This window comes from Microbacterium mangrovi, assembly GCF_000802305.1.
GTDB classification, from domain to species: Bacteria; Actinomycetota; Actinomycetes; order Actinomycetales; family Microbacteriaceae; genus Microbacterium; species Microbacterium mangrovi.
This window is the reverse complement of record NZ_JTDK01000018.1, coordinates 117,456-138,636: the sequence shown is the minus strand read 5'-3', so window position 1 is coordinate 138,636 and position 21,181 is coordinate 117,456. Positions and strand designations below refer to the sequence as shown.

The 21,181-nt window shown below is 71.1% G+C and carries 19 protein-coding genes; 5 read left to right on the top strand and 14 right to left on the bottom strand.

Features of this window, described 5'->3' with window-relative positions:
• Nucleotides 1–17: 17 nt before the first annotated feature.
• The 7 genes from LK09_RS17975 to LK09_RS17945 all read right to left on the bottom strand — a co-directional run bounded on the left by LK09_RS17975 (nucleotide 18) and on the right by LK09_RS17945 (nucleotide 7,517).
• Nucleotides 18–1,301 (bottom strand): M18 family aminopeptidase, encoded by a 1,284-nt coding sequence (locus LK09_RS17975; protein ID WP_039402607.1) that lies wholly within the window; start codon nucleotides 1,299–1,301, stop codon nucleotides 18–20.
• A gap of 119 nt (nucleotides 1,302–1,420) precedes the next feature.
• On the bottom strand, nucleotides 1,421–2,461 hold the full coding sequence (locus tag LK09_RS17970; protein ID WP_039402606.1) for an ABC transporter permease: 1,041 nt from the start codon (nucleotides 2,459–2,461) through the stop codon (nucleotides 1,421–1,423).
• Nucleotides 2,458–3,450 (bottom strand): ABC transporter ATP-binding protein, encoded by a 993-nt coding sequence (locus tag LK09_RS17965; protein WP_039402604.1) that lies wholly within the window; start codon nucleotides 3,448–3,450, stop codon nucleotides 2,458–2,460. Before LK09_RS17965 ends, LK09_RS17970 begins: the two co-directional genes overlap by 4 nt.
• A 153-nt stretch (nucleotides 3,451–3,603) precedes the next feature.
• On the bottom strand, nucleotides 3,604–4,617 hold the full coding sequence (locus LK09_RS17960; protein WP_039402602.1) for a sugar phosphate isomerase/epimerase family protein: 1,014 nt from the start codon (nucleotides 4,615–4,617) through the stop codon (nucleotides 3,604–3,606).
• On the bottom strand, nucleotides 4,614–5,702 hold the full coding sequence (locus tag LK09_RS17955) for a Gfo/Idh/MocA family protein (protein ID WP_039402600.1): 1,089 nt from the start codon (nucleotides 5,700–5,702) through the stop codon (nucleotides 4,614–4,616). The genes LK09_RS17960 and LK09_RS17955 overlap by 4 nt, the downstream gene beginning before the upstream one ends.
• Nucleotides 5,695–6,846 carry a Gfo/Idh/MocA family protein gene (locus LK09_RS17950; protein WP_039402598.1) on the bottom strand — a complete coding sequence of 384 codons (1,152 nt, stop codon included), beginning with the start codon at nucleotides 6,844–6,846 and terminating at the stop codon, nucleotides 5,695–5,697. The genes LK09_RS17955 and LK09_RS17950 overlap by 8 nt, the downstream gene beginning before the upstream one ends.
• The gene (locus tag LK09_RS17945) at nucleotides 6,846–7,517 is read right to left on the bottom strand and encodes a sugar phosphate isomerase/epimerase family protein (RefSeq protein WP_331454275.1); all 672 of its coding nucleotides are present in this window, start codon (nucleotides 7,515–7,517) and stop codon (nucleotides 6,846–6,848) included. The genes LK09_RS17950 and LK09_RS17945 overlap by 1 nt, the downstream gene beginning before the upstream one ends.
• 220 nt (nucleotides 7,518–7,737) lie before the next feature.
• Between LK09_RS17945 and LK09_RS17940 the strand changes: the two genes are divergently transcribed.
• Complete coding sequence (locus tag LK09_RS17940) at nucleotides 7,738–8,328, top strand: TetR/AcrR family transcriptional regulator (RefSeq protein ID WP_039402596.1); 591 nt, start codon at nucleotides 7,738–7,740, stop codon at nucleotides 8,326–8,328.
• A 98-nt stretch (nucleotides 8,329–8,426) separates the two neighbouring features.
• On the opposite strand, the gene LK09_RS17935 is transcribed toward LK09_RS17940, so the two are convergent.
• From LK09_RS17935 to LK09_RS17925, 3 genes are all read right to left on the bottom strand, one after another.
• Nucleotides 8,427–8,936 carry a hypothetical protein gene (locus LK09_RS17935; RefSeq protein ID WP_156138897.1) on the bottom strand — a complete coding sequence of 170 codons (510 nt, stop codon included), beginning with the start codon at nucleotides 8,934–8,936 and terminating at the stop codon, nucleotides 8,427–8,429.
• A gap of 500 nt (nucleotides 8,937–9,436) precedes the next feature.
• The gene (locus LK09_RS17930; protein ID WP_156138896.1) at nucleotides 9,437–10,705 is read right to left on the bottom strand and encodes an FAD-dependent oxidoreductase; all 1,269 of its coding nucleotides are present in this window, start codon (nucleotides 10,703–10,705) and stop codon (nucleotides 9,437–9,439) included.
• 133 nt (nucleotides 10,706–10,838) lie between these two features.
• Nucleotides 10,839–11,624, bottom strand: a complete 786-nt coding sequence (locus tag LK09_RS17925) for an alpha/beta fold hydrolase (protein ID WP_039402591.1) — start codon at nucleotides 11,622–11,624, stop codon at nucleotides 10,839–10,841.
• Between the two features lie 103 nt (nucleotides 11,625–11,727).
• On the opposite strand from LK09_RS17925, the gene LK09_RS17920 reads away from it, so the two are divergent.
• Nucleotides 11,728–13,071 carry a non-ribosomal peptide synthetase family protein gene (locus tag LK09_RS17920; RefSeq protein ID WP_052226966.1) on the top strand — a complete coding sequence of 448 codons (1,344 nt, stop codon included), beginning with the start codon at nucleotides 11,728–11,730 and terminating at the stop codon, nucleotides 13,069–13,071.
• Nucleotides 13,072–13,135: 64 nt separating this feature from the next.
• Here the strand turns inward: LK09_RS17920 and LK09_RS17915 are convergent, their stop codons facing one another.
• The 4 genes from LK09_RS17915 to LK09_RS17900 all read right to left on the bottom strand — a co-directional run bounded on the left by LK09_RS17915 (nucleotide 13,136) and on the right by LK09_RS17900 (nucleotide 17,271).
• Entirely contained in the window at nucleotides 13,136–13,393 is a 258-nt protein-coding gene (locus tag LK09_RS17915; protein ID WP_156138895.1) for a hypothetical protein, read from the bottom strand.
• Nucleotides 13,394–13,935: 542 nt separating this feature from the next.
• Nucleotides 13,936–14,541 carry a response regulator gene (locus tag LK09_RS17910; protein WP_197061101.1) on the bottom strand — a complete coding sequence of 202 codons (606 nt, stop codon included), beginning with the start codon at nucleotides 14,539–14,541 and terminating at the stop codon, nucleotides 13,936–13,938.
• A complete protein-coding gene (locus LK09_RS20965; RefSeq protein ID WP_052226965.1) occupies nucleotides 14,538–16,550 on the bottom strand; it encodes a sensor histidine kinase in 2,013 nt (670 codons plus the stop codon). Before LK09_RS20965 ends, LK09_RS17910 begins: the two co-directional genes overlap by 4 nt.
• Before the next feature lie 4 nt (nucleotides 16,551–16,554).
• On the bottom strand, nucleotides 16,555–17,271 hold the full coding sequence (locus tag LK09_RS17900; protein ID WP_156138894.1) for a hypothetical protein: 717 nt from the start codon (nucleotides 17,269–17,271) through the stop codon (nucleotides 16,555–16,557).
• 467 nt (nucleotides 17,272–17,738) lie between these two features.
• Here LK09_RS17900 and LK09_RS17895 point away from each other — a divergent pair, with 467 nt between their 5' ends.
• From LK09_RS17895 to cysD, 3 genes are read left to right on the top strand one after another with little or no spacing between them, the layout of a single operon-like run.
• A complete protein-coding gene (locus LK09_RS17895; RefSeq protein ID WP_231563145.1) occupies nucleotides 17,739–19,373 on the top strand; it encodes a nitrite/sulfite reductase in 1,635 nt (544 codons plus the stop codon).
• A 50-nt stretch (nucleotides 19,374–19,423) separates the two neighbouring features.
• Nucleotides 19,424–20,170, top strand: coding sequence for a phosphoadenylyl-sulfate reductase (locus LK09_RS17890; protein ID WP_039402691.1), 747 nt, complete (start codon nucleotides 19,424–19,426; stop codon nucleotides 20,168–20,170).
• Nucleotides 20,167–21,120 (top strand): sulfate adenylyltransferase subunit CysD, encoded by a 954-nt coding sequence (gene cysD, locus LK09_RS17885; protein ID WP_039402582.1) that lies wholly within the window; start codon nucleotides 20,167–20,169, stop codon nucleotides 21,118–21,120. Before LK09_RS17890 ends, cysD begins: the two co-directional genes overlap by 4 nt.
• The last annotated feature ends 61 nt before the right edge of the window (nucleotides 21,121–21,181 follow it).

Below are 21,181 nucleotides of genomic sequence, written 5' to 3'. Positions count from 1 at the left end.
ACCGGGCGCCACCTCGGTCACCCGCCGAAGAAGACCGACGCGACCCGCGTGAGGTCGTGCAGGTCGGTGACGCCGGCGAGCTCGCGTGCGGAGTGCATCGACAGGATCGGGATGCCGACGTCGACCGTGCGGATGCCGAGCCGGGTCGCGGTGATCGGGCCGATCGTCGAGCCGCACGGCACGGCGTTGTTCGACACGAACTCCTGGCTGGTGACGCCCGCGGACTCGCACCAGCCGTGCCAGGCGGCGGCGCCCGGCGCGTCGGTCGCATAGCGCTGGTTGGCGTTGATCTTCAGGATCGGTCCGGTGCCGAGCACGGGCTTGACGACCGGGTCGTGCTTTTCGGGGAAGTTCGGATGCACCGAGTGGCCGACGTCGCTCGACACGCACCACGACGCGGCGAGCGCGCGAAGCTGCTGCACCCGGTCCGCGCCCAGCGACAGCCGGATGCGCTCGAGCACGTCGGCGAGCAACGGGCCGGCGGCGCCCGACCTGGTCTCGGAGCCGACCTCCTCGTGGTCGAACACGGCGAGCAGGGCGATATGGTCGGCAGGCTCCGCGTCGGCGATCGCGACGACCCCGGCGTGCACGGAAGCGAGGTCGTCGAGGCGGCCTGCGGCGAAGAACACGTCGTCCTTGCCGAACACGGCGCCCCGGGCGGCGTCCGCGGTAACGATGTCGTACCCGCGGATGCGGGCGGCATCCACCCCCGCGGAGGCCGCGAGCTCGCCGAGCAGGTCGGCGGCGTCGGCGGCGCCCAGCCCCCACACCGGCTGCGTCTGGGTCTGCTTGTCGAGGGTGAGGTGGTCGTTGACGTCGCGGCTCAGGTGGATGGCCAGCTGCGGGAGGCGCAGCAGCGGACCGGTCGCGGCGAGCACGGCGGTGCCGTCGTCGAGCACCAGGCGACCGGCGAGGCGCAGTTCCCGGTCCAGCCAGGAAGCCAGGATCGGACCCCCGTAGATCTCCACCCCGGCCTGCAGCCAGCCGAGCCGGCCCGTGGTCGGCTTCGGCTTCAGCTTGAACGCGGGCGAGTCGCTGTGCGCGCCGAAGACCCGCACCGGGGTGGATGCCCCAGCACCCGGCGGCACGACCCAGGCGAGCACCGCGCCGTCGCGCACCACCAGGTATTTCCCGCCGGGCTGCTCGGGCCAGTCCTCGTCTTCGGCGAGCGGCCGGAAACCGGCATCCGTCAGCCGTCGGGCGACTTCGGCGGCCGCGTGGAAGCTCGACGGGGATGCCGCGACGAAGTCGGCGAGATCCTGGGCATGGGCGAGGGCGGCGGCGGTCGGTGCGGAGGTCACGATGCCACGCTAGCCCGTGATCCCTGTACCGAACGCAGGACCGATCGCCGAGCCAGTGGTGCCGACCCGCGGAATCCTGCGGGGACGGGTCGGCGTCGGACGGATCGGTCCTGCGTTCGTCACGCGATGCGGGACCCGCGGGCGAGGCGGCGGGCCGGCGTGCGGGTGCGCATCCCGCCCCACAGCATGAGGCCGCCGGCGAGCACCAGCTGGATCGCGACCCCGACCGCCCAGCTCGGCGTGGTCTCCGCCAGCACCTTGAACGGCTCGGTCTCGGGTGGAACGTCCCCGCCCGCCTTGCAGCCGTCGTAGTGCTCCACTGACTTCGGCGGGATCTGCGCCTGGCGCACCGCCAGCTTGAGCCCCGAGAAGGCGTCGAGCGGGTATCCGGCCGACTCGAATCGCGCCGGAGTGGCGTCGGACAGGATGACGAACGGGTTCGGGGCCAGCATCCACCACACCCTGTCGAATCGCGGCTGGTCGTAGGTGTCGGTGGACCACTGGCCGCACTGGTCGGTCGCATTGCCCTGGTCGTCGTAGATCACGTCTCTGCTGTGCACGGTGACCTGGGTCTGGGACGCGAGCCCCGAGAGACCGAACGCGATCACCGTGCCGATGACCAGCGCGGCGACGACGAGATACGTGCTGGCGACCGAGAACAGCGGCCGGGAGAGGATGCCGCTGAGCCCCACGCCGATCGCGGCGACCACGCCGATCTCGAGGATCAGCACCAGCGCCGACACCAGCGCGGTGAGCGGCGAGACGCCGCCGGCGATGACGGCGACGACGACGAACGGGATCGCCACGACGACGAACGCGAGTCCGGCGATCCAGGCGGCGATCAGCTTGCCGATCACAATCTCGGGGGTCGTCGTGAGCGTGACCTGCACGGGGGCGAGGGTGGCGGCATCCCGGTCGCCGTTGATGGCGTTGCCCGCGAGCGTCGGCGAGACGAGCACGACCAGCAGCAGCACGATGTAGACGATGACCGAGTAGACGTTTCCGCCGGAGTCGGGCTGGCCCCCGGCGGCGGCGAACGTCAGCAGAGTGACGGCGAGCAGCAGCACGGCGAACACGCCGAGCAGGACGTACCATGCGACACTGCGGACGCGCTGCGTCAGCTCGAGGGCGATCACGGTACCCAGGCGACGGAGGTTCATGCGGCGTCCCCCTCGGTCGGCGCGGTGGGATCGACGGGCGGGGCCGGGCTCGGCGGTGATGCCGGCGGCGGCCCGGGTTGCTGCAGGTCGAGGAAGGCGTGCTCGAGCGAGCCGGTCGCCGGGGCGAACTCGACGACGGGGACGCCGGCCTGAACCAACGTGCGCAGCGCCTCGACCGCGGCCTGCTCCCCCGCCAGCGTGATGAGGATGTCCTGACGGTCGACCCCGGCCGGGATGCCGAGGACGGATGCCACCCGCTCCCGTTCGGCGTCGGCCGTGGTCCCGGCGATCCGCAGGCGCCACTCGCGCGACGTGTGCGCCGCCGCGGCGACACGGTCGGCGGCGACGGTCGTGCCCGCCTCGACGAACACCGCGGTGTCGACGACCTCTTCGAGCTCCGACAGCACGTGGCTGGACAGCAGCACGGTGCGCCCCTCGGCCGCGAACCCGCGCAGCATCCCGCGCAACTCGATGCGCGCCTGCGGATCCAGGCCGGAGGCGGGCTCGTCGAGCAGCAGCACCTGCGGGTCGTGCACCAGCGCGCGGGCGAGTCCCAGGCGCTGCTTCTGGCCACGTGAGAGCACCCGCGCCGGGGCGTCGGCGAGGTCGGCGAGACCCACACGGTCGAGCAGGCCGGCCGCGCGGGACGCGGCATCCTGCTTGGTCGCGCCGTAGAGGCGGCCGGTCATCGTGAGCGTCTCGCGGGCGGTCAGCGACGACCACGCGCCGAGGGCGTCCGGCATCCAGCCGACGACCGCGCGAGCGCGGTGCGGCTCGGCGATCGGGTCGATGTCGCCGAAGCGGATCGTGCCCGAATCGGGGGCGAGCAGCGACGCGAGCATGAGCATCAGCGTCGTCTTGCCGGCCCCGTTCGGCCCGACGAGACCGGTGACGCGGCCGGCCTCCGCTTCGAAGCTCATGCCGCGGACGGCATGGACCTCGCCGAACGAGCGGCGCACGTCGTCGACGACGATCCCCAGTTTTCCCATACTCCGAATCCTAGGGTGTCGCATAGCCCGGACTCAGGAACGCGTCCGCCGGGATGCGCCCTCCGGCGTTCCGCTGTCCTGGATCGCGCGACCGACTGCGATTCAGGACAGCGGAACAGGAGGGACGGGCGACCGAGGCGGGCGGCGGCGGACCTACTGGTTCGAGAAGGCGGCGTCGAACGAGGCGGTGGGGACCGGCCAGAGGAGGGAGCGGACGAACCCGACGGCCTGGGCGGCGCCGTGCAGGCGGTCCATGCCGGCATCCTCCCACTCGATCGAGATGGGGCCGGTGTAGCCGATCGCCTCGAGGGCGCGGAACGCGTCCTCCCACGGCACGTCGCCGTGCCCGGTGGACACGAAGTCCCAGCCGCGGCGCGGGTCGCCCCAGGCCAGGTGGGAGCCGAGCACCCCGGCCCGGCCGTTCTGCGGCCGCAGGCGGGTGTCCTTGCAGTCCACGTGGTAGATGCGGTCCTGGAACTCCCAGATGAACCCGACCGGGTCGGTGTTCTGCCACATCATGTGCGACGGGTCCCAGTTGAACCCGAACGCCTCGCGGTGGCCGATCGCCTCCAGGGTGCGCACCGACGTCCAGTAGTCGTACGCGATCTCCGATGGATGCACCTCGTGCGCGAACCGCACGCCCTCGTCGTCGAAGACGTCCAGGATCGGGTTCCACCGGGTCGCGAAGTCCTCGTACCCGGCATCGATCACGGAGGCCGGTACCGGCGGAAACATCGCCACGTACGGCCAGATCGCAGACCCCGTGAAACCGACGACGGTGTCCACGCCGAGCTTGCGGGCCACGCGGGCGGCCCGCTTCATGTCGTCCGCGGCGCGCTGCCGGACCCCTTCGGCATCCCCGTCGCCCCACACGTACGGGCGGACGATCGCCTGATGACGGAAGTCGATCGGGTCGTCGCACACCGCTTGACCGGCGAGGTGATTGGAGATCGCGTAGACCTTCAGGCCGTGCCGGTCGAGGATGTCGAGCCGGGACTGCAGGTACGCGGGGTCTTCATCGGCGCGCTGCAGGTCGAGGTGATCGCCGGATGCCGCGATCTCCAGACCGTCATACCCCCAAGATGCCGCGAGCCGCGCGACCTCCTCGAACGGCAGATCGGCCCACTGACCCGTGAACAGGGTGACGGGATGCGTGGATTCGGTCATGCGAGGTTCTCCATCGGGGTCTCGGTCCAGGCGCCGCGGGCGGCGGCGGAGGCCAGCACCGCCTCGGTCAGCACCGCGGCTCGCAGGCCGTCGGCGAAGGTGGGCAGGCCGTCGGGCGTCTCCCCGCGCATGGCAGCGTAGGCATCCCGCACGAACGCGTTGAAGGCATCCTGGTACCCCATCGGATGCCCCGACGGCACGATCGACAGGCGCGCGGCGTCCGGCTGCAGGGTCGCGGCATCCCGCAGGCGCAGCTGCGACGCGTCGCGGCGGCCGATCCACAGCTCGTCGGCGCGCTCCTGCTCGAACCGCACCGTCTCGTTCGATCCGTGCACCTCGAGCGTGAGCGCGTTCTTGCGTCCCGCGGCCATCTGCGACACCAGCAGCGTGCCGAGGGCACCGCTGTCGAACTCGACCAGCAGCGCCGCGAGGTCTTCGTTGCGCACCGGCTCACCGTCGCGCTCGGCGAACACCGTCCGGGTGCGCGCGGACAGGCGCACGATGCGGTCGGCGGTGACGAACTCGGCCAGATCGCACAGGTGCGAGCCGATGTCGGCGAACGCGCGGGATGCCCCGCCGCCGGAGTGGGCGCGCCAGTTGCCGTCGGTGGGCAGCAGCATCCAGTCCTGGAGGTAGGCGGCATCCACCGTGAGCACGGTGCCGACCGCGCCGGACGCGACCAGGGCACGCGCCTCGCGCACCATCGGGTGGAATCGGTACACGAACGGGACCGCGCCGACGACGCCGGCATCCGCCGCAGCCCGCACCAGTGCCCGCGCGTCGGCCGCGGTCGTGGCGAGCGGCTTCTCGCAGATGACGTGCCGGCCGGCGGCGATCACCGCGAGCGCCTGGGCGGCGTGCTGCTCGTTGGGTGTGCACACGTGCACGACGTCGGATGCCGCGACCACCTCGCCGACGGTGGCGGCACCCGTGCGCACGCCGAGCTCCTCCGCCGCCCGGGAGGCGCGGGCGGCGGAGGACGAGGTGATCGCGACCAGGTCGGCGCCCGCGGCGCGCGCGGCGCGGGTGTGCACGGCGCCCATGAAGCCGCCGCCGGCAAAGCCGGCCCGGATCGCGTCAGGCAAGGGTGGCCTCGCGCGGGTCGCGGTCCTCGGGCACGAGCGGGATGTCGGCGACCGTGCTCTCGATGGCGACCGACTCGCCGCTCTCGACCGCGCCCTCGATCGCGACCATCGCGTCGAGCACGTGGTAGCCGAGCTCGCCGGTGGCGATGTGCGGCACGCCCGTGCGGATCGCGCGGGCCATGTCGAGCACACCCAGTCCGCGGCCGGCCTCCACGCCGACCGGCTCGAGGGTGTGCCACTCGGGTTCGCTGGCCGCCATCAGCGTGTCGACGGTCGGCTTGCCGACGATCTTCACGTCGCCGACGAACATGTTCGGGTCGGGCACGAGCATCGTGCCCTCGGTGCCGGTGATCTCGACGTACCCCATGCGGGCGAACGGCGAGTCGAAGCTGAACACGCTCTGGCTCACGGCGCCGGAGTCGAAGCGCGCGGCGGCGAGCACGTGGGTGGGCACCTCGACGGGGAACTCGGTTCCGGCGCGGGGGCCCTGCTGGATGGTGCGGGTCGCTCGGCTGCGGGATCCGACGGCCGAGACGGCGGCGATCGGTCCGAACAGGTTGGCGAGCATCGTCAGGTAGTACGGGCCCATGTCGAACAGGGGTCCGGCGCCGACGGCGAAGAGGAACTCCGGGCTCGGGTGCCAGATGTCCGGGCCGACGTTCTCCATGACCGTCTGGGCGCCGATCGGGACCCCGATGTCGCCGCGCAGCAGGGCGCGCCGGGCGGTCTGGATACCGGGGCCGAGCACCGTGTCGGGCGCGATGCCGACCCGCAGGCCGGCGGCATCCGCCTGGTCGAGCAGTGCACGCGCGTCGGCGAGGGTCGTGGCGATCGGCTTCTCGCTCCACACGTGCTTGCCGGCCGCGATGATGTTCGAGGAGACCTCGGCGTGCACCTTGGGAATCGTGAGGTTGACGACGATCTCGACGTCGGGGTGCGCGAGCACCTCGTCGACGGTGCCGCTCTGCGCGATGCCGTGCTTGTCGGCCTGCGAGGCGGCGACCTCGGTGTTCAGGTCGCCGAGGATGTGCACCTTGACGTCGGGGAAGCTGCCCAGGTTCTCGAGGTACGTGTTGCTGATGACGCCGGTGCCGATGAAGCCGACGCCGACCGGGCCGCTCCCGCGCGGCGCGAAGGCGCCCATCAGCGGATCCCCCGCTCGGCGAGGAAGGCCACCGACCCGGCGATCGCCGCGAACACGTCGCCGGGGACGTGGTCGTACTCGACGACCGCGAGTTCGAGGGAGGATGCCGCATCCAGCGCGGCTGCGAGAGGGACCTCGCCGGTGCCGGCGACGACCTGGCCGAGAAGCTCCGGCTTGAACTCGCCGGTCTTGAACGGGTCGTATCCGGTCGACCCGTCCTTGACGTGCAGCGCTTTCAGGCGGTCACCGAGGCGCGCGACGAGGGCGGGCACGTCCTGGCCGCCGACGGCGGCCCAGTAGGCGTCGAGCTCGAGCTGCACGGACGGCTCCAGCTGTGCGACGAAGGTCTCGTACGCGGAGACGCCGTCGAAGGAGTGATGGAACTCCTGCGCGTGGTTGTGGTAGCCGACGCGGATGCCACGGTCGGCGGCGAGCGCTGCCACCCGGTTCATGCGCTCGGCGGTCTTGGCGACCTCGTCCCGGCTCGCCCAGCGCTCGGGAGCGGTCATCGGGTCGATGAGGAAGTCGATGCCGAGGGCGGCGGCGTCGTCCAGCACCTGCTCGACGGCGGGAGCGGGCTGCTGGTCGTCGGCGGGGCCGACGCTGTCGGAGAGGAACGGGGCGTGCCCGCTCGGGGAACGAAGGCCCGCGGCATCCTGCGCTGCGCGCAGCTCGGCCGCCGACCGACGAAGCCGTACTGCTCGACATTGCGGAACCCGAGTCCGGCCAGTCGGGCGAGCGTGCCGGGCAGATCGGCGCTCAGTGCGTCCTTGACCGTGTAGAGCTGGATGGAGAGCAGAGGGGTGGACAAGGTGTGCTCCTTTTCACATCGACGTGACGTTCTCAGGAACGCTAGCACAAAACCAACACCCCTGTCGGTATTATTGGGATATGCCCAATTACCCCAAAGGCGAGCGGCGCCGAGCCGAGATCCTCGAGGCGGCCTTCGACGCCTTCGGCACCGTCGGATACCGCAACGCGAGCATGGTGCAGATCGCCGCGGACTGCGGGGTCTCGCGAGCCGGGCTGCTGCATCACTTCCCGACGAAGGAGTCGCTGCTGGAAGCCGTGCTCAAGCAGCGCGACCGGATCGACAACGAGCAGTTCTTCGCCGGCGGCACCTCCGACGACGGATTGGACTACCTGACGCGCATGGTGCGCCTCGTCGAGCACAACGCCGCCCATCCGGGCATCGTGAGCCTGTTCGCCGTGCTCTCGAGCGAGGCATCCGATCCCGGGCATCCCGCCCACGTGTATTTCCAGGAGCGATACGCGCGCTCGCGCAGCTGGCTGCGGCGCGCGTTCCGCGACCTCGAGCAGCGCGGGATGCTGCGCCCCCACGTGCAGCCCGACGGGCTGGACGTCGAGTTCCTGTCGCTTCTGGACGGCCTCCAGGTGCAGTGGCTGCTGCAGCCCGACGCCGTCGACATGCCGGCCCGGGTGCGCGCGTTCCTCAGCCGAGTGCTGACGGAGGTCGCCTAGTCCGCGAGACAGGGCTGCGCCGACGACGCATGGGCGCGTCGCCCGCGTTTCACCGGCTCGGCCATGTCTCGACGGGCCGGTGGCGGCCACCCGCGGCCTCAGTGGCGCGGGGCAGGGGCCGGGGGGAAGAAGGCGAGCCAGTTGGCGATCAGGGGCGCCCGATCGGTCACGGGCCCGATTCGCAGCGAGCCCTGTCCCGTGTGCGCGATCACGAGGATGAAGGTCTCACCGTCGACGAGTTCCGCGGTCAGCTGACCCGCGGACGTCTCCACGAGAGTCACGTCAGCTGCGCCGTCCGCGAGATCGAGTGGGAGCGGCGCCGCGCTCTGTGCCGAGACGTTCAATTGCGCACGCAGGTTGCCCGCCTCTGACAAGTGGGCCACCGCGACGGTGACATCACCCCGGTCGATTGCACGAGGTTCGTCCCCTTTCCACGCCCGAGTCCACGCGTACGCCATACCGGGTTGCGCGAGTGGCAGGTTCACCAATGCGCTCCGCCATTCCGGCCCCACCACGGCGTAGCCGACCATGTCTGCTTCGTTCGCCCGTGCGACAAGTGAGACCTGAATCTTCTTCAGCTCTTCCGGCGATATCGAGACCGCCGTCATAGCCCCAATACGCATGGCATCCCCTCACAGTCCGTGGATCGGGTCTTCTGCGCTCACGACGCAGTCGTGCGCTGCGCTGGCACCGCCAAGGAGGAGGGTCGTGACAACGCCAACCGCACCGATCGAATTCTTGATGCTGGACATTCAGACCTCCGTTGGTACGGGCGATGACCCCGTGGTCATCACATGCAGCGATCTTGACGAAGCAGTGCGGCCCGGATGCCGTTCGAAGCGGGCTTTGAGTGGTCATTGGTCGAAATTGAGTAGTCGCGGCACAAAACCGTGCACGCGCTCTGCAGCACCCGCGGCACGGCTGGGCGGCATCCCACACGCGGTGGGGAAGGCGCCGCCGGTTGAGACGAACTCGGCGAAAAGGCCGCCGAGGCCATGATCCCGACAGCGACCAGGCGATCGCGCAGTTGTGCGGCAAATCGGTGACCGCGGCGGCCCGCGTCAGGCCCGGCGAGCGGGTCAGTATGTCCGCGCTCGGTCTTGACCCATCAGACCCAACATCGCATCCGGAGCGCACGAAGGTTCGGACTTCCGGCATCCAGCGCCTCGGCGACGGCGATCGCCGAAGCGAGCGCCGTCTCCTGCAGGTCGGTGACCTGCGTGAAGTGGCCGGCGAAGAACAGGCCGTCGCGACCCTGCCATTCGGTCAGGTCGGATGCCGCGCGCACCGCGTCGGGGGTGAGCAGCAGATGGTGGAAGGTGCGTTCGGCGCGGACCGATTCGGGGGCGACGGATCGGTGGGTCGCCCAGCTCTTGAAGAGCCGCACCGGGGCTCCGGTGACCGGATCGGTGCGGGAGGCGCCGAGCCAGAAGCTCGCCTCGCACGTCTCGCCAGAGGCGGCGGCGTTGTGCATGCACCAGTCGCGCTCGTCGGCGGGCATGACGCGCGGGTCGCCGTGGATCACCAGCCGCGCCGGGTAGTAGTCGTACCGGTTCAGGATGCCGGCGAGCGCATCCGGGATGCCGGTGAGGAACTCGCGGGCCGCGTACGGCGGGGCGGTGACGACGAGCTTCTCATACGGTCCGGATCGGCCGGTCGGCGTGTGGATGAACCAGGCCCCGTCGATCCGCTCGGCGCGGCCGACGCGTTCGCCGGTGCGCACGGTCAGGTGGCGGCACCCCGCGGCGAGCAGTTCGATGATTCCGCCGAGACCGATGCTCGATCCATAGGTCTTGGGCGAGCTGAGCAGGTTGGCCGGGAAGGCCGGTGCGAACAGCACGAGGAACGCGAGCATCGACTGGGTCTTCAGCGTGTCGACCCGCGACGAGGTGAGGGACGCCAGCCACGGCAGCAGGACCTCCCGCTCGAAACGGGGCGCGAACCGCTGCTGCGCGAACCAGTCCTCGAGTGTCAGGTCGGGCGACGGATCGGACGCGATGAATCGGCGGGCCGCGCGGATGAATTGCAGCAACCCGAGCGCGTGCCGCGGTGTGCGCAGAGGATGCCGCGACACGAAGCGCGGTCGCCGGGTCGCGGCATCCGACACCGACAGCGTGCCCGGCAGTTCGATGATCGTGTCATCCACGCCGATTCGGGTGAGCAGCTCCCAATACAGGGGATGCGTCGACGGGTTGAAGGTCTCGGCGCCGAGGTCGACCGGGATGCCGTCGACGTCGACGGTCGCGGCGTTGCCGCCGAGCCGCGCCTCCGCCTCGAAGAGGTCCACCGACCAGGACTCATCGCACAGGTACGCCGTCGCGACCCCGCTGATCCCGCCGCCGATGATCGCCATCCGCCCGCGCGCCGCCGGTTCCACGCCAGGAGGCTACCAGGCACCGTGCCCGCGAGACGTGGTCATGCCGACGAGACATGGCCACGCCGATCATGCGTCGTCGGCGCGACCATGTCTCGACGGACCAGGCCGGGGTCACCGCCGGACGCCGCCGGGCTCAGACGATCCCGCCGGTCGAGACGAACTCGGCGAACAGGCCGGGCCACGCCATGATCCCGTAGGGGGACCGCGCGATCACGAGCTGGCTGCCCGGCAGCCGGCGGTGCAGGGACTGGGCCGTCGTGAGCGGATGCCCGTGGTCGCCGCTCCACGCCAGGATCAGCGCCGGAGTGGTGATCGTCGCGATCGCGCTCTTCGGCGGCAGATCGGTGGCCGCGGCGCCCCGCATCACGGCCGCGAGCAGTTCCTCGGGGACGCTGCTGCGGGTCTCCGGCGCGTCGGCGAGCGCCGGCGGCACGGGTGCGGTCGAGTCGCGCTCGGTGAACGCCGCGATGCCGCCCCTGTCGACCGCGGCGGCGCTGGCCCGGTACGCCTCTGCCTGGGCGACGCGCGACTTCCACGCCGTCGGCGGGGTGACGAGCGTCAGGGTCGAGAACCGGTCGGGATCGGACAACGCGGCATACAGCAGCGTGCCGGTACCCATCGACGGACCCACGCCGTGCACGCGCTCGCCCGGGGCCACGTGGTCGAGGAGCGCAAGAAGGTCGTCGGCGAGGCTCGGCCAGCCGTAGTCGTCGGGGTTCGGCGATCCGGTCGAATGCCCGTGCCCGCGCGCGTCGTAGCGCAGGATGCGGTGCCCCCGCAGGGCGCGGGCCAGGTTCAGCCCGAGCAGTTCGTCACGCTCGCGGCTCGAGGTCAGGCCGTGCAGCTGCACCACGAGGGGTCCGTCCCGGCCGGTGATGTCGTAGTCCAGCTCCGCTCCGCGTACGCCGAACCTCGCCATGACCCATCCTCTCTGCTGTGCCGCCATCGTGTCGCAGGCGTGTTTCGGGCACGTGTCGTCGACCGTAACGCGCCCGAATCCTGGCGTGCATACACTCCGGGCCATGCGACTGACCACCGTCGACCAGATGCGGCTGCCGCCGGGTACCGTCTACAGCCTCGAGACGCATGCGATTCCGGATGCCTCCCGCGAGCTGCCCCTGTCGTTCGACCAGCGGCTGCACGTCGGACTGGGTGACCGGCCCGGCTCGTGGATGGGCGTCGCCTTCCGGATCGAGAGCGGGCCGTTCGCGTCGCCCAAGAAGGTCGCCGCCGCGATCGCCGACGCCTGGGAGGCGGCGATCGCCCGGCACGGCACGCTGCGCACCGTGTTCTCGGAGTCGCCCGACCCGGCGGACGAGCGGCGGGTCCGCCTGCACGAGGCGACCGTCACCCGCGATGGATGGGTGCGGCATCCGCGCGCCGGCCGCCCCACGCGGGACGTCCTGCGTCACCTGCTCGACGCGTACTGCCGTCCGTTCGCGACCCCGTCGCATCGCCTGTGCCTGATCGTTCCGGAGCGCGCGGAGGCCGACTCCCGCCCGGTGCTCGTCATCGCGAGCGACCACGCCCACGTGGACATGTGGTCCCTGCTCGTGCTCGCCGACGACATCCGTGCCGCGCTGGCCGGGGACCCGGATGCCGACCCGCCGGCATCCGCCCCGTTCGCCCTGCACACGCGCACGCTCGAGGCGATGCCGCCCGCCCCGGCCGACGTCGTGGCGCGCTGGCGGCGGATCCTCGACGACGGCGACGGACGGATGCCGGTGTTCCCCCTCCCGCTCGGCGACCCCGACCCGGCGGAGCCGGCCGTCGTCGAGGTGCGCGACGTGCTGGACGCCGCGGCCTTCGCCCGCCTGGAGGCCGAGGCGCAGGCTCGCGGCGTCCGGGTGATCGCGCTGGTGATCTCGCAGCTCGCGGCCGTCTTCCGGGAACGGTGGGATGCCCCGCTGCGCGCCGTCTTCCCGGTGCACTCCCGCAACGAGCCGCGCTGGCGGGACTCGGTCGGGTGGTACATCACCAACGCCGTCCTCGAAGTCGCGGATGCCGACCCGGCAGCGTGCGCCGCCGCCGTCGACGACGCCGTGCGCCTCGGCGCCTATCCGCTGGCGCCCATTTTCGCCTCCCTCGGCGGCGTGCCCGAGACCCCGGGCATGTTCGCGATCTCGTGGCTCGACGTGCGGCGGATGCCGCTGCGCCTCGACCCGTCGCTGGAGCCCCAGTTCGTCTCCGCGGTGCTGCCGACCGACGGGGTCATGATCTGGTTCATCGCCGACGAGTCCGGGCTGCACCTGCGCTGCCGCTATCCGGCGGGCGAGGTCGCGGCGCGCCACGCCGGGGAGTGGCTGGATGCCGTCACGGCCCGGATCCGGGATGCCGCGGCCGTCGCGGCGGATGCGGCATCCTGACCCCGACCGGCAGCGAAAGCGAGGGGCCGCCATCGGCGAGACACGCCGAGAGCTCGGCAGTCGGTCATTCGAGTTCCTCGCCGGCTGCCGACTCGTGACTGTCGAACCATCTAGTCAAGGCGCTCGTCAGGCCGCTCCAGCGGGCGACGAAGAACATAGATGCGCACACGACGATCGCCACAATCGTGAGAACGATGACCGTCCCGACCGGGACCCCCGCGCGGCGGAGCATCGCTCCCGGCGAGGGGACGAACACGAGCCCGATGAGGATGAGTCGCGGAAGAACGCCCCACCAGCTTCGTGCCTTGAAAGCGGCATCCATGACCACAGCGGAGAGTACAAGGAACAGGAGCCACAGGACGACCGCGATCACTATTCGGGTCGCGGCTTCTGCGCCCCGAACCGATCGAACGGGCGGGTGATCAGGGACGCACATCCGACGACGTCGGACTCGGGAACGAGGGCATTGCCCGGGCCGTCTGGTTTGTATCGGGAGTCGCGCGAGTCGTCTCGGACGATGCTGCGCCTAGTCCTCACCGTCGACTTCCTCCTCGTGACGGTCAAGCCACTGTGTCAAGGCTGACGTGCACCCTGTCCAGCGGGCCACGAGATAGAACAGCACCGCGCTCGCGAGTCCCCCGGCCCCCAACGCGAAGAGCTGGACAGGGTCTGCGATGCCCATCTCGGCGATCGGGGACGGAAGAACAAACTTGTTTGGGCTCCCCTGCCCCCACCGAGTTGTTCGTCACCACGCCACGACGCTATGAAGCCGAGCTCCCGCACAACGTCCCGAATCGTCAGATTGAGTACTCCGATCCCAGAATTGAGTACCGCCGATCGAAAACCGTGGGCCACCGCGGAGCTTCACATCCCCCGGGCGCGCAACGCCGCCTTCGTCCGGTCCCCCACCTGGAGCTTCTGCAGGATGTGCGACACGTGGTTCTGCACGGTCTTCACGCTCAGGCCGAGACGGGCCGCGATCTCGGCGTTGTCGGCGCCTTCGCCGATCAGCGCGAGCACCTGGGCCTCGCGCGGTGTGAGGTCGACGCCGTAGCGCTCCGACCCGTGAAACAGGCGCGCGGCCGTGCCGGCTCCGACGACGGCTCCTCCGGATGCCACGGTGCGCAGTGCCGCGAGGACCTCCTCCTGACCGGCGCCCTTCAGCACGTACCCGCGCGCACCCACCCGCAGCGCGGCGGTGACGGTGTCGTCATCGTCGACCATCGTGAGGACGAGCACGCGGGCGTCGGGGTCGCTCGCCAGCAGGCGACGGGTCGCCTCCAGACCCGACATTCCCGGAAGATTGAGGTCCATCAGGACGAGGTCGGGCGACAGAGCCGCCGCCGATCGCAGTGCGCTCTCGCCGTCGCCGACGGCATCCGCCACCTCGACGTCCGAGACGGTGCGCAGGAGCGCCACCAGTCCGTCGCGGAACAGCGGGTGATCGTCGACGATCAGCACCCGGATCATCGCGCCACCGCCTCGCGACGCGGCCTGTCGGCATGCTCGTCGAGCGGGATGCGGGCACGGACCGTCGTGCCGATGCCCTCGCGCGGGTCGACGGTGAGATCGCCGCCGAGCGTCGCCGCCCGCTCGTGCATGCTGTGCAGCCCGACGCCGTCGGCGCGCGGGGCGAGGATGCCGGTGCCGTCGTCGACGATCGTCACCACGACCTCCGCCGCGTCGACGCGGAGGGAGACGTCCGCGTGCGCGGCGTGCGCATGTCCGGCCACATTGTTCAGCGCCTCCTGGATGATGCGGTAGATCGCGACCTCCGCGGCCGCGGACAGGGGCGGAAGAGGATCGGCGTCGATCCGGATGTCGAGGCCGCCGCCGCGGAGCCCCGCGGCGAACTCGCGGACGGCATCCACCAGTCCGAGTTCGTCGATCGCGGGAGGACGCAGACCCTCGACGATGCGCCGGACGTCGACGACCGTCGATTGGATGCCGCCGCGCACGGCGAGCAGCTGGCCTTCGATGTCGACGGGCGACCGGCCGTCGCGCACGTCGTTGCGGACGGCATCCACCCGGAGGGTCAGGCCCGCCAGGGCCGGCCCCAGTCCGTCGTGCAGGTCGCGGCGCAGCCGGCGACGCTCCTCCTCACCGGCGACGACGATCCGCTCCTGTGAAGCGCGGACCGCGTCGAGCAGTCCCGAGGCGTGCACCACCGAACCGAGCTGGCCGGCCAGCTCCCGCAGCAGTTCCCGGTCACGCGCGCGCAGCGGACGCCGTGTCCACACCAGCGTGCCGACCCGCTCGCCGAAGGCGACGAGCGCGAGTTCGTCCTGCTCGGCGGTCTCGGGCCCGTGGGCGGCGAGCACCGCGCCGGACGCGTCGCGCACGCCGACGTGCGCGAGCCGGAGACCCGCGGCGAGCTCGTCCACGAGCGACTGCAGCAGCCCCGCGGTGCCGGCCGCATCCCGAAGGCGCCCCGCCGTGCGGGAGATCACCTCCTCGGGCCGGGACCACTGGCCATAGACGAGCCGGTTGGCGGCGCCCTGCAGGGCGTCCCGCAGCGGCGCGAAGCTCACCGCGATCACGGCCGCCCCGAGCCACGGGAGCCACTGCGCGTCGGGCTGGCGCAGCAGCATCCCCACCCCGCCGACGACGACGGCGTACAGCACCGAGATCGCGATCACGAGCCCGGCATACGTCAGGGTGCGATCGGCCAGCAGTGGAATGTCGTAGAGCCTGCGCTGCAGCACCGACACACCGATCGCGACCGGGAGCACCACGCTGCTGAGCCCGAACAGCCACGGCGGCGTCTCGCCGACGAACGTGACGACGAACGCCGAAACAGGCAGCAGGAACGCGACGCCGAACACCGCGGTCTGCTGCCGGTCGAGCGGGCCGCCGTGGCGGTACGTCGAGATCAGGCAGGCGAGGGACAGCAGGATGCCGACCGTCGCCAGCAGGGGCGCCACGGCGAGCGCGAGGTCGGCGGCCGGGCCCCAGGCGACCGGCACCCCGATCGGGTTGCGGATCGTCGCGAACCGCACGTCCGTGAGGGTGGGCGAGAACAGCTGTGCGACGGCGAACACCGCGATCGTGACGAGGGCGAGGCGCTCGGTCGCCTTCTGCAGTCGGGTGGAGGCCGGGAGCCCGCTGGGAAACCGGACCGGAAGCCACAGCACCACGACCAGCCACGGGAGCCCCCGCAGCGTCGAGCCGATCACCGAGGCGAGCGCGGCGCCGACCGGTGCGGCATCCGACCCCGCAGACGGGGCGAGCATGATCGCCGACCAGGCGACGAGGGCCTCCCCGACGGCCCACACCGGGGCGACGATCGCGGCGATCGTGCCGATCGGATGCCGCGGACGATGCCACAGGATGAGCACGCCGACGGCGGCGTAGGCCGCGATCGCGACGGCGACCGCGACCTCGTTCCAGCGGGCCGGGCCCACCGGCGACAGCGCCACGGCGACGGCCTCGGTGGCGACCGCGAAGACCGCGGCCGCCACCGACAGGGACCTGTTCATGTGATCAGAGTGCTCCCTGGTCCCCGACCTTGTCATCAGGGGTCGCGACGGCCGCGCGGGCCACCGGCGGCCGAACGAGCACGGAGACCGCGAGCACCACCCACCAGGCCATGGTGAGCATGCCGGGCAGGTTCGGGTCGACCGCCCCGGCGATCAGCGTGAGGGTGCCGATGATGGCCGCACCCCACCCCCACCAGACGCGCGTGCGCCCGGCGATCGACGAGACCCCGAGGGCGATGGTGGCGGCCGCGTAGGTCGCGACCTGCAGCACGTATCCGGCGTTGCGGATGTTGTTCACCATGGCGATCGCGACCGGGTCGGCGCCGAGGTGAGCGGCGTGGATCGCCGCGACCGCAGGTGGGAACCCGACGGCGATCGTCGCTGCGACGTACGCCGTCGCGAGCACGATGAACGCGGTGGCCGCGTGGCGTGCGACGCCCGGCCGGGTCGCGAAGAGCCGGAACGCGAGCGCGGCGGCGACCGCGAACACGAGGAACGCGCCGGTCTCCAGATACATGCCGAACGACGCGAGCGCGGGGTCGATATGTGCGTAGGCGTGTGCGACCTGCGCCGGCGTGGCGGCGGGATCGACCATCGCCTCGAAGGTGATCGATGTGAAAAGCAGCGCGAAGTGCACGAGGACGAGCGCCCCCAGCACGCGCCACGCGGTGCGGCTTCCGGTCTGCGCGCGACGCTCGGTGCGCGCGATGGTGTCGGTCATGATGTCCCCTTGATCGTGGATGCCCGGCTTGTGCCGGTGCATCCACGGTCCCGCCGCGCGGCACCCCGCACATCGGGCGCCCTCCCGACCCACCCGGGAAGATCTCCCAGGTGTTCGAGGGACTCGGCATCCAGACCCGGGCTCCTGTGCGGAACGCAGGACCGATCGTCGGGTCACCGGCAGCACACCGCGGGTTCATGCGGGCCGAACGGAGGCCTGAGCGGGTCGGTCCTGCGTTCGGCACACCGACGACCGCCTCTCGGGCACCCGACCCCGCCGGACGATCCAGACCGGTCAACTGTGTGACGCTTCGTGACGCGTGGTTTCATCCCGTGACACGAAACGTGACGGCATCCGGACGCGTCCGTACCTTCGGAGTTGTGAGCCTCACCGAATCCACCAACGCCGCGCCCCGCGACCGTGCACGGCCGCCACGCCCGTCGTCCAAGCCGAACGGGCAGTGGAAGATCGACGGCACCACTCCGCTCAACGGCAACGAGGAGTGGAAGCAGGTCGACGACGGACTGAGCGTGCGCGAGCGCATCGAGAACGTGTACTCCAAGGGCGGGTTCCACAGCATCGACCCGACCGACCTGCACGGACGCTTCCGGGTCTGGGGCCTCTACACCCAGCGCAAGCCCGGCATCGACGGCGGCCGCACCGCGACCCTCACGCCCGAAGAGCTCGAGGACGAGTACTTCATGTTCCGCGTGCGCATCGACGGCGGCCAGCTCACCACCGAACAGCTGCGCGTCATCGGGCAGATCAGCGTCGACTTCGCGCGCGGCAGCGCCGACATCACCGACCGGCAGAACATCCAGCTGCACTGGATCCGCGTCGAGGACGTCCCGGAGATCTGGCGCCGTCTCGAAGCCGTCGGGCTGCGCACCACCGAGGCCTGCGGCGACGTTCCCCGCGTTATCCTCGGTTCCCCGGTCGCCGGCATCGCCGCCGACGAGCTGATCGATCCGACCCCGCAGATCGAAGGCATCGCGAAGCGCTTCATCGGCGACCCGACGCTGGCGAACCTGCCCCGCAAGTTCAAGACCGCGATCACCGGGCACCCCAGCCAGGACGTCGTGCACGAGATCAACGACGTCGCGTTCGTCGCGGTGGAGCATCCCGAACTCGGCATCGGCTACGACCTGTGGGTCGGCGGCGCCCTGTCGACCACCCCGCGCCTCGGCGAGCGCCTGGGCACGTTCGTGCGGCCCGATCAGGTGGAGGATGCCTGGCACGGCGTCACCCAGATCTTCCGCGACTACGGCTACCGGCGACTGCGCAACAAGGCCCGGCTGAAGTTCCTGCTGGCCGAGTGGGGCACCGAGAAGTTCCGTCAGGTGCTGCAGGACGAATACCTCGGATACGCGCTCGCCGACGGCCCGGCCGCCCCGAAGCCCAAGACGCCCGGCGACCACGTCGGCATCCACCGGCAGAAGGACGGCAACTTCTACATCGGCGTCGCGCCGACCGTCGGTCGCCTGTCGGGTCAGGCGCTGCTCGACCTCGCCGACACGATCGAACGCCACGGGTCGGCGCGGCTGCGCACCACGCCGCACCAGAAGCTCGTCGTGCTGGATGTCCCCGAGGCCGAGGTCGAGGAGCTCGTCGCCGAACTCGGCGCGCTCGGACTCAGCGCCAAGCCGAGTGTCTTCCGCCGCGGCACCATCGCGTGCACCGGCATCGAGTACTGCAAGCTCGCCATCGTCGAGACCAAGGTCAACGCCGCCAACGCCGTGGCGCAGCTGGAGGAGCGACTCGCCGACATCGACGTGCCGCACGCGCTCAGCCTGCACGTGAACGGCTGCCCGAACAGCTGCGCCCGCATCCAGACCGCCGACATCGGCCTCAAGGGCCAGCTCGTCACCATCGACGGCGAGCAGGTGCCCGGCTACCAGGTGCACCTCGGCGGCGGGCTGGCCAACCAGGACCGCGAGAACCCGGGTCTCGGCCGCACCGTGCGGGGGCTCAAGGTCGCCGCCGACGGCATCGCCGACTACGTCGAGCGCGTGGTGCGCCGGTTCGTCGCCGAGCGCGACGTCGCCGCCGACGAGACGTTCGCCCAGTGGGCGCACCGCGCCGACGAGGAGGCCCTGCAGTGAGTGCTGACACACCCCGGTCGCTGAGCGAGTCCCGGTCGCCCCGCGAGGACGTGCGCCAGCGCGACCGAGACGAATCGCGACCCCCGAAGCGCAGCGCCGACGAGCTGCGCGCCCTCGCCGAGGCCGGCAACGCCGAGCTCGGCTCGCTGACCGACCACGAGGCATCCGCCTCCGAGGTCGCCGCGTGGGTCGCCCGCAACTTCGCCGTGGATGCCGTGAGCGTCGCCTGTTCGATGGCGGACGCCGTGCTGCCGTACATCGTCGCCGAGCACCTTCCCGGGGTCGACGTGCTGTTCCTCGACACCGGCTACCACTTCACCGAGACGTACGCCACGCGCGACGAGGTCGCGCGCGTGCTCGACGTGAACATCGTCGACGTGAAGCCCAAGCAGACCGTCGCCGAGCAGGATGCCGCCTACGGCAAGGACCTCTTCGCCCGCGATCCCGCGACCTGCTGCGACCTGCGCAAGGTCCAGCCGCTGCACGACATCCTCGCCGGCTACGAACTGTGGTTCACCGGCGTGCGCCGCGACGAGGCCCCGACCCGGACGAACACGCCGCTGGTGACCTTCGATGAGAAGAACGGCCTGGTGAAGGTCAATCCGGTCGCGGCGTGGAGCTTCGACGAGCTGCAGGCGTTCGCCGTGCAGCACAAGGTACCGGTGAACCTGCTGGTGAACTTCGGCTACCCGTCGATCGGATGCCAGCCCTGCACCAAGCCGGTCGCCGCCGGCGAAGACCCCCGATCCGGTCGCTGGGCCGGATCCAGCAAGACGGAATGCGGACTCCACGTATGAGCACCACGACTGCCCTTCGACAGGCTCAGGGCGCAGATTCCCCGTCTCACGGCTCCCCGGCCCCGGACGCCCTCGACCTGCTCGAGGCGGAGGCCATCCACGTGATCCGCGAGGTCGTGGCCGAGTTCGAGCGTCCGGTGCTGCTGTTCTCCGGCGGCAAGGACTCCGTGGTCGTGCTGCACCTGGCCACCAAGGCCTTCGCGCCCGGCCGGGTGCCGTTCGCGCTGCTGCACGTGGACACCGGGCACAACTTCCCCGAGGTGCTGCAGTTCCGTGACGAGACGGCGCAGCGCCTCGGCATCCGCCTCGAGGTCGCCCGTGTGCAGGACTACATCGACGACGGACGCCTGCACGAGCGCGCCGACGGCACCCGCAATCCGCTGCAGACGCAGCCCCTGCTGGATGCCATCGCCGCCGGCCGGCACGACGCGGTGTTCGGCGGTGCCCGCCGCGACGAGGACAAGGCCCGCGCCAAGGAGCGCATCTTCTCGCTGCGCGACGAGTTCGGCCAGTGGGATCCGCGCAATCAGCGTCCCGAGCTGTGGAGCCTGTACAACGGCCGCCACACGCCGGGCCAGCACGTGCGGGTGTTCCCGATCTCGAACTGGACCGAACTGGACGTGTGGCGTTACATCGAGCGCGAGCGCATCGCCCTGCCCCCGCTGTACTTCGCCCACGAGCGAGACGTATATTCCCGTGACGGAATGTGGCGTGCGATCGGCGATTTCTCGCCCGCGAAGCCCGGCGAGACGGTCGAGAAGCGCGTGGTGCGCTACCGCACGGTCGGCGACATGAGCTGCACCGGCGCGGTCGAGTCGGATGCCGTGGACGTCGCCGCGATCGTGCGCGAAGTGGCGGCATCCACCCTGACCGAGCGCGGCGCCACGCGCGCCGACGACCGCATTTCGGAAGCGGCGATGGAAGACCGCAAGAAGGACGGGTACTTCTGATGAGTGACTACGAGACCCCGGTCGTTGAGCGAGGACGCGCGCAGCGCGACCGAGACGAAAC

What these genes read in the sequence shown, in the direction of transcription:
- LK09_RS17910 (WP_197061101.1), bottom strand. Translation starts at nt 14,541, where the DNA reads ATGATCCGGGTGCTGATCGTCGACGATCACCCGCTGTTCCGCGACGGA.
- LK09_RS17970 (WP_039402606.1), bottom strand. Translation starts at nt 2,461, where the DNA reads ATGAACCTCCGTCGCCTGGGTACCGTGATCGCCCTCGAGCTGACGCAG.
- LK09_RS17940 (WP_039402596.1), top strand. Translation starts at nt 7,738, where the DNA reads ATGCCCAATTACCCCAAAGGCGAGCGGCGCCGAGCCGAGATCCTCGAG.
- LK09_RS17965 (WP_039402604.1), bottom strand. Translation starts at nt 3,450, where the DNA reads ATGGGAAAACTGGGGATCGTCGTCGACGACGTGCGCCGCTCGTTCGGC.
- LK09_RS20965 (WP_052226965.1), bottom strand. Translation starts at nt 16,550, where the DNA reads ATGAACAGGTCCCTGTCGGTGGCGGCCGCGGTCTTCGCGGTCGCCACC.
- cysD (WP_039402582.1), top strand. Translation starts at nt 20,167, where the DNA reads ATGAGCACCACGACTGCCCTTCGACAGGCTCAGGGCGCAGATTCCCCG.
- LK09_RS17950 (WP_039402598.1), bottom strand. Translation starts at nt 6,846, where the DNA reads ATGGGCGCCTTCGCGCCGCGCGGGAGCGGCCCGGTCGGCGTCGGCTTC.
- LK09_RS17925 (WP_039402591.1), bottom strand. Translation starts at nt 11,624, where the DNA reads ATGGCGAGGTTCGGCGTACGCGGAGCGGAGCTGGACTACGACATCACC.
- LK09_RS17920 (WP_052226966.1), top strand. Translation starts at nt 11,728, where the DNA reads ATGCGACTGACCACCGTCGACCAGATGCGGCTGCCGCCGGGTACCGTC.
- LK09_RS17960 (WP_039402602.1), bottom strand. Translation starts at nt 4,617, where the DNA reads ATGACCGAATCCACGCATCCCGTCACCCTGTTCACGGGTCAGTGGGCC.
- LK09_RS17900 (WP_156138894.1), bottom strand. Translation starts at nt 17,271, where the DNA reads ATGACCGACACCATCGCGCGCACCGAGCGTCGCGCGCAGACCGGAAGC.
- LK09_RS17935 (WP_156138897.1), bottom strand. Translation starts at nt 8,936, where the DNA reads ATGACGGCGGTCTCGATATCGCCGGAAGAGCTGAAGAAGATTCAGGTC.
- LK09_RS17915 (WP_156138895.1), bottom strand. Translation starts at nt 13,393, where the DNA reads ATGGATGCCGCTTTCAAGGCACGAAGCTGGTGGGGCGTTCTTCCGCGA.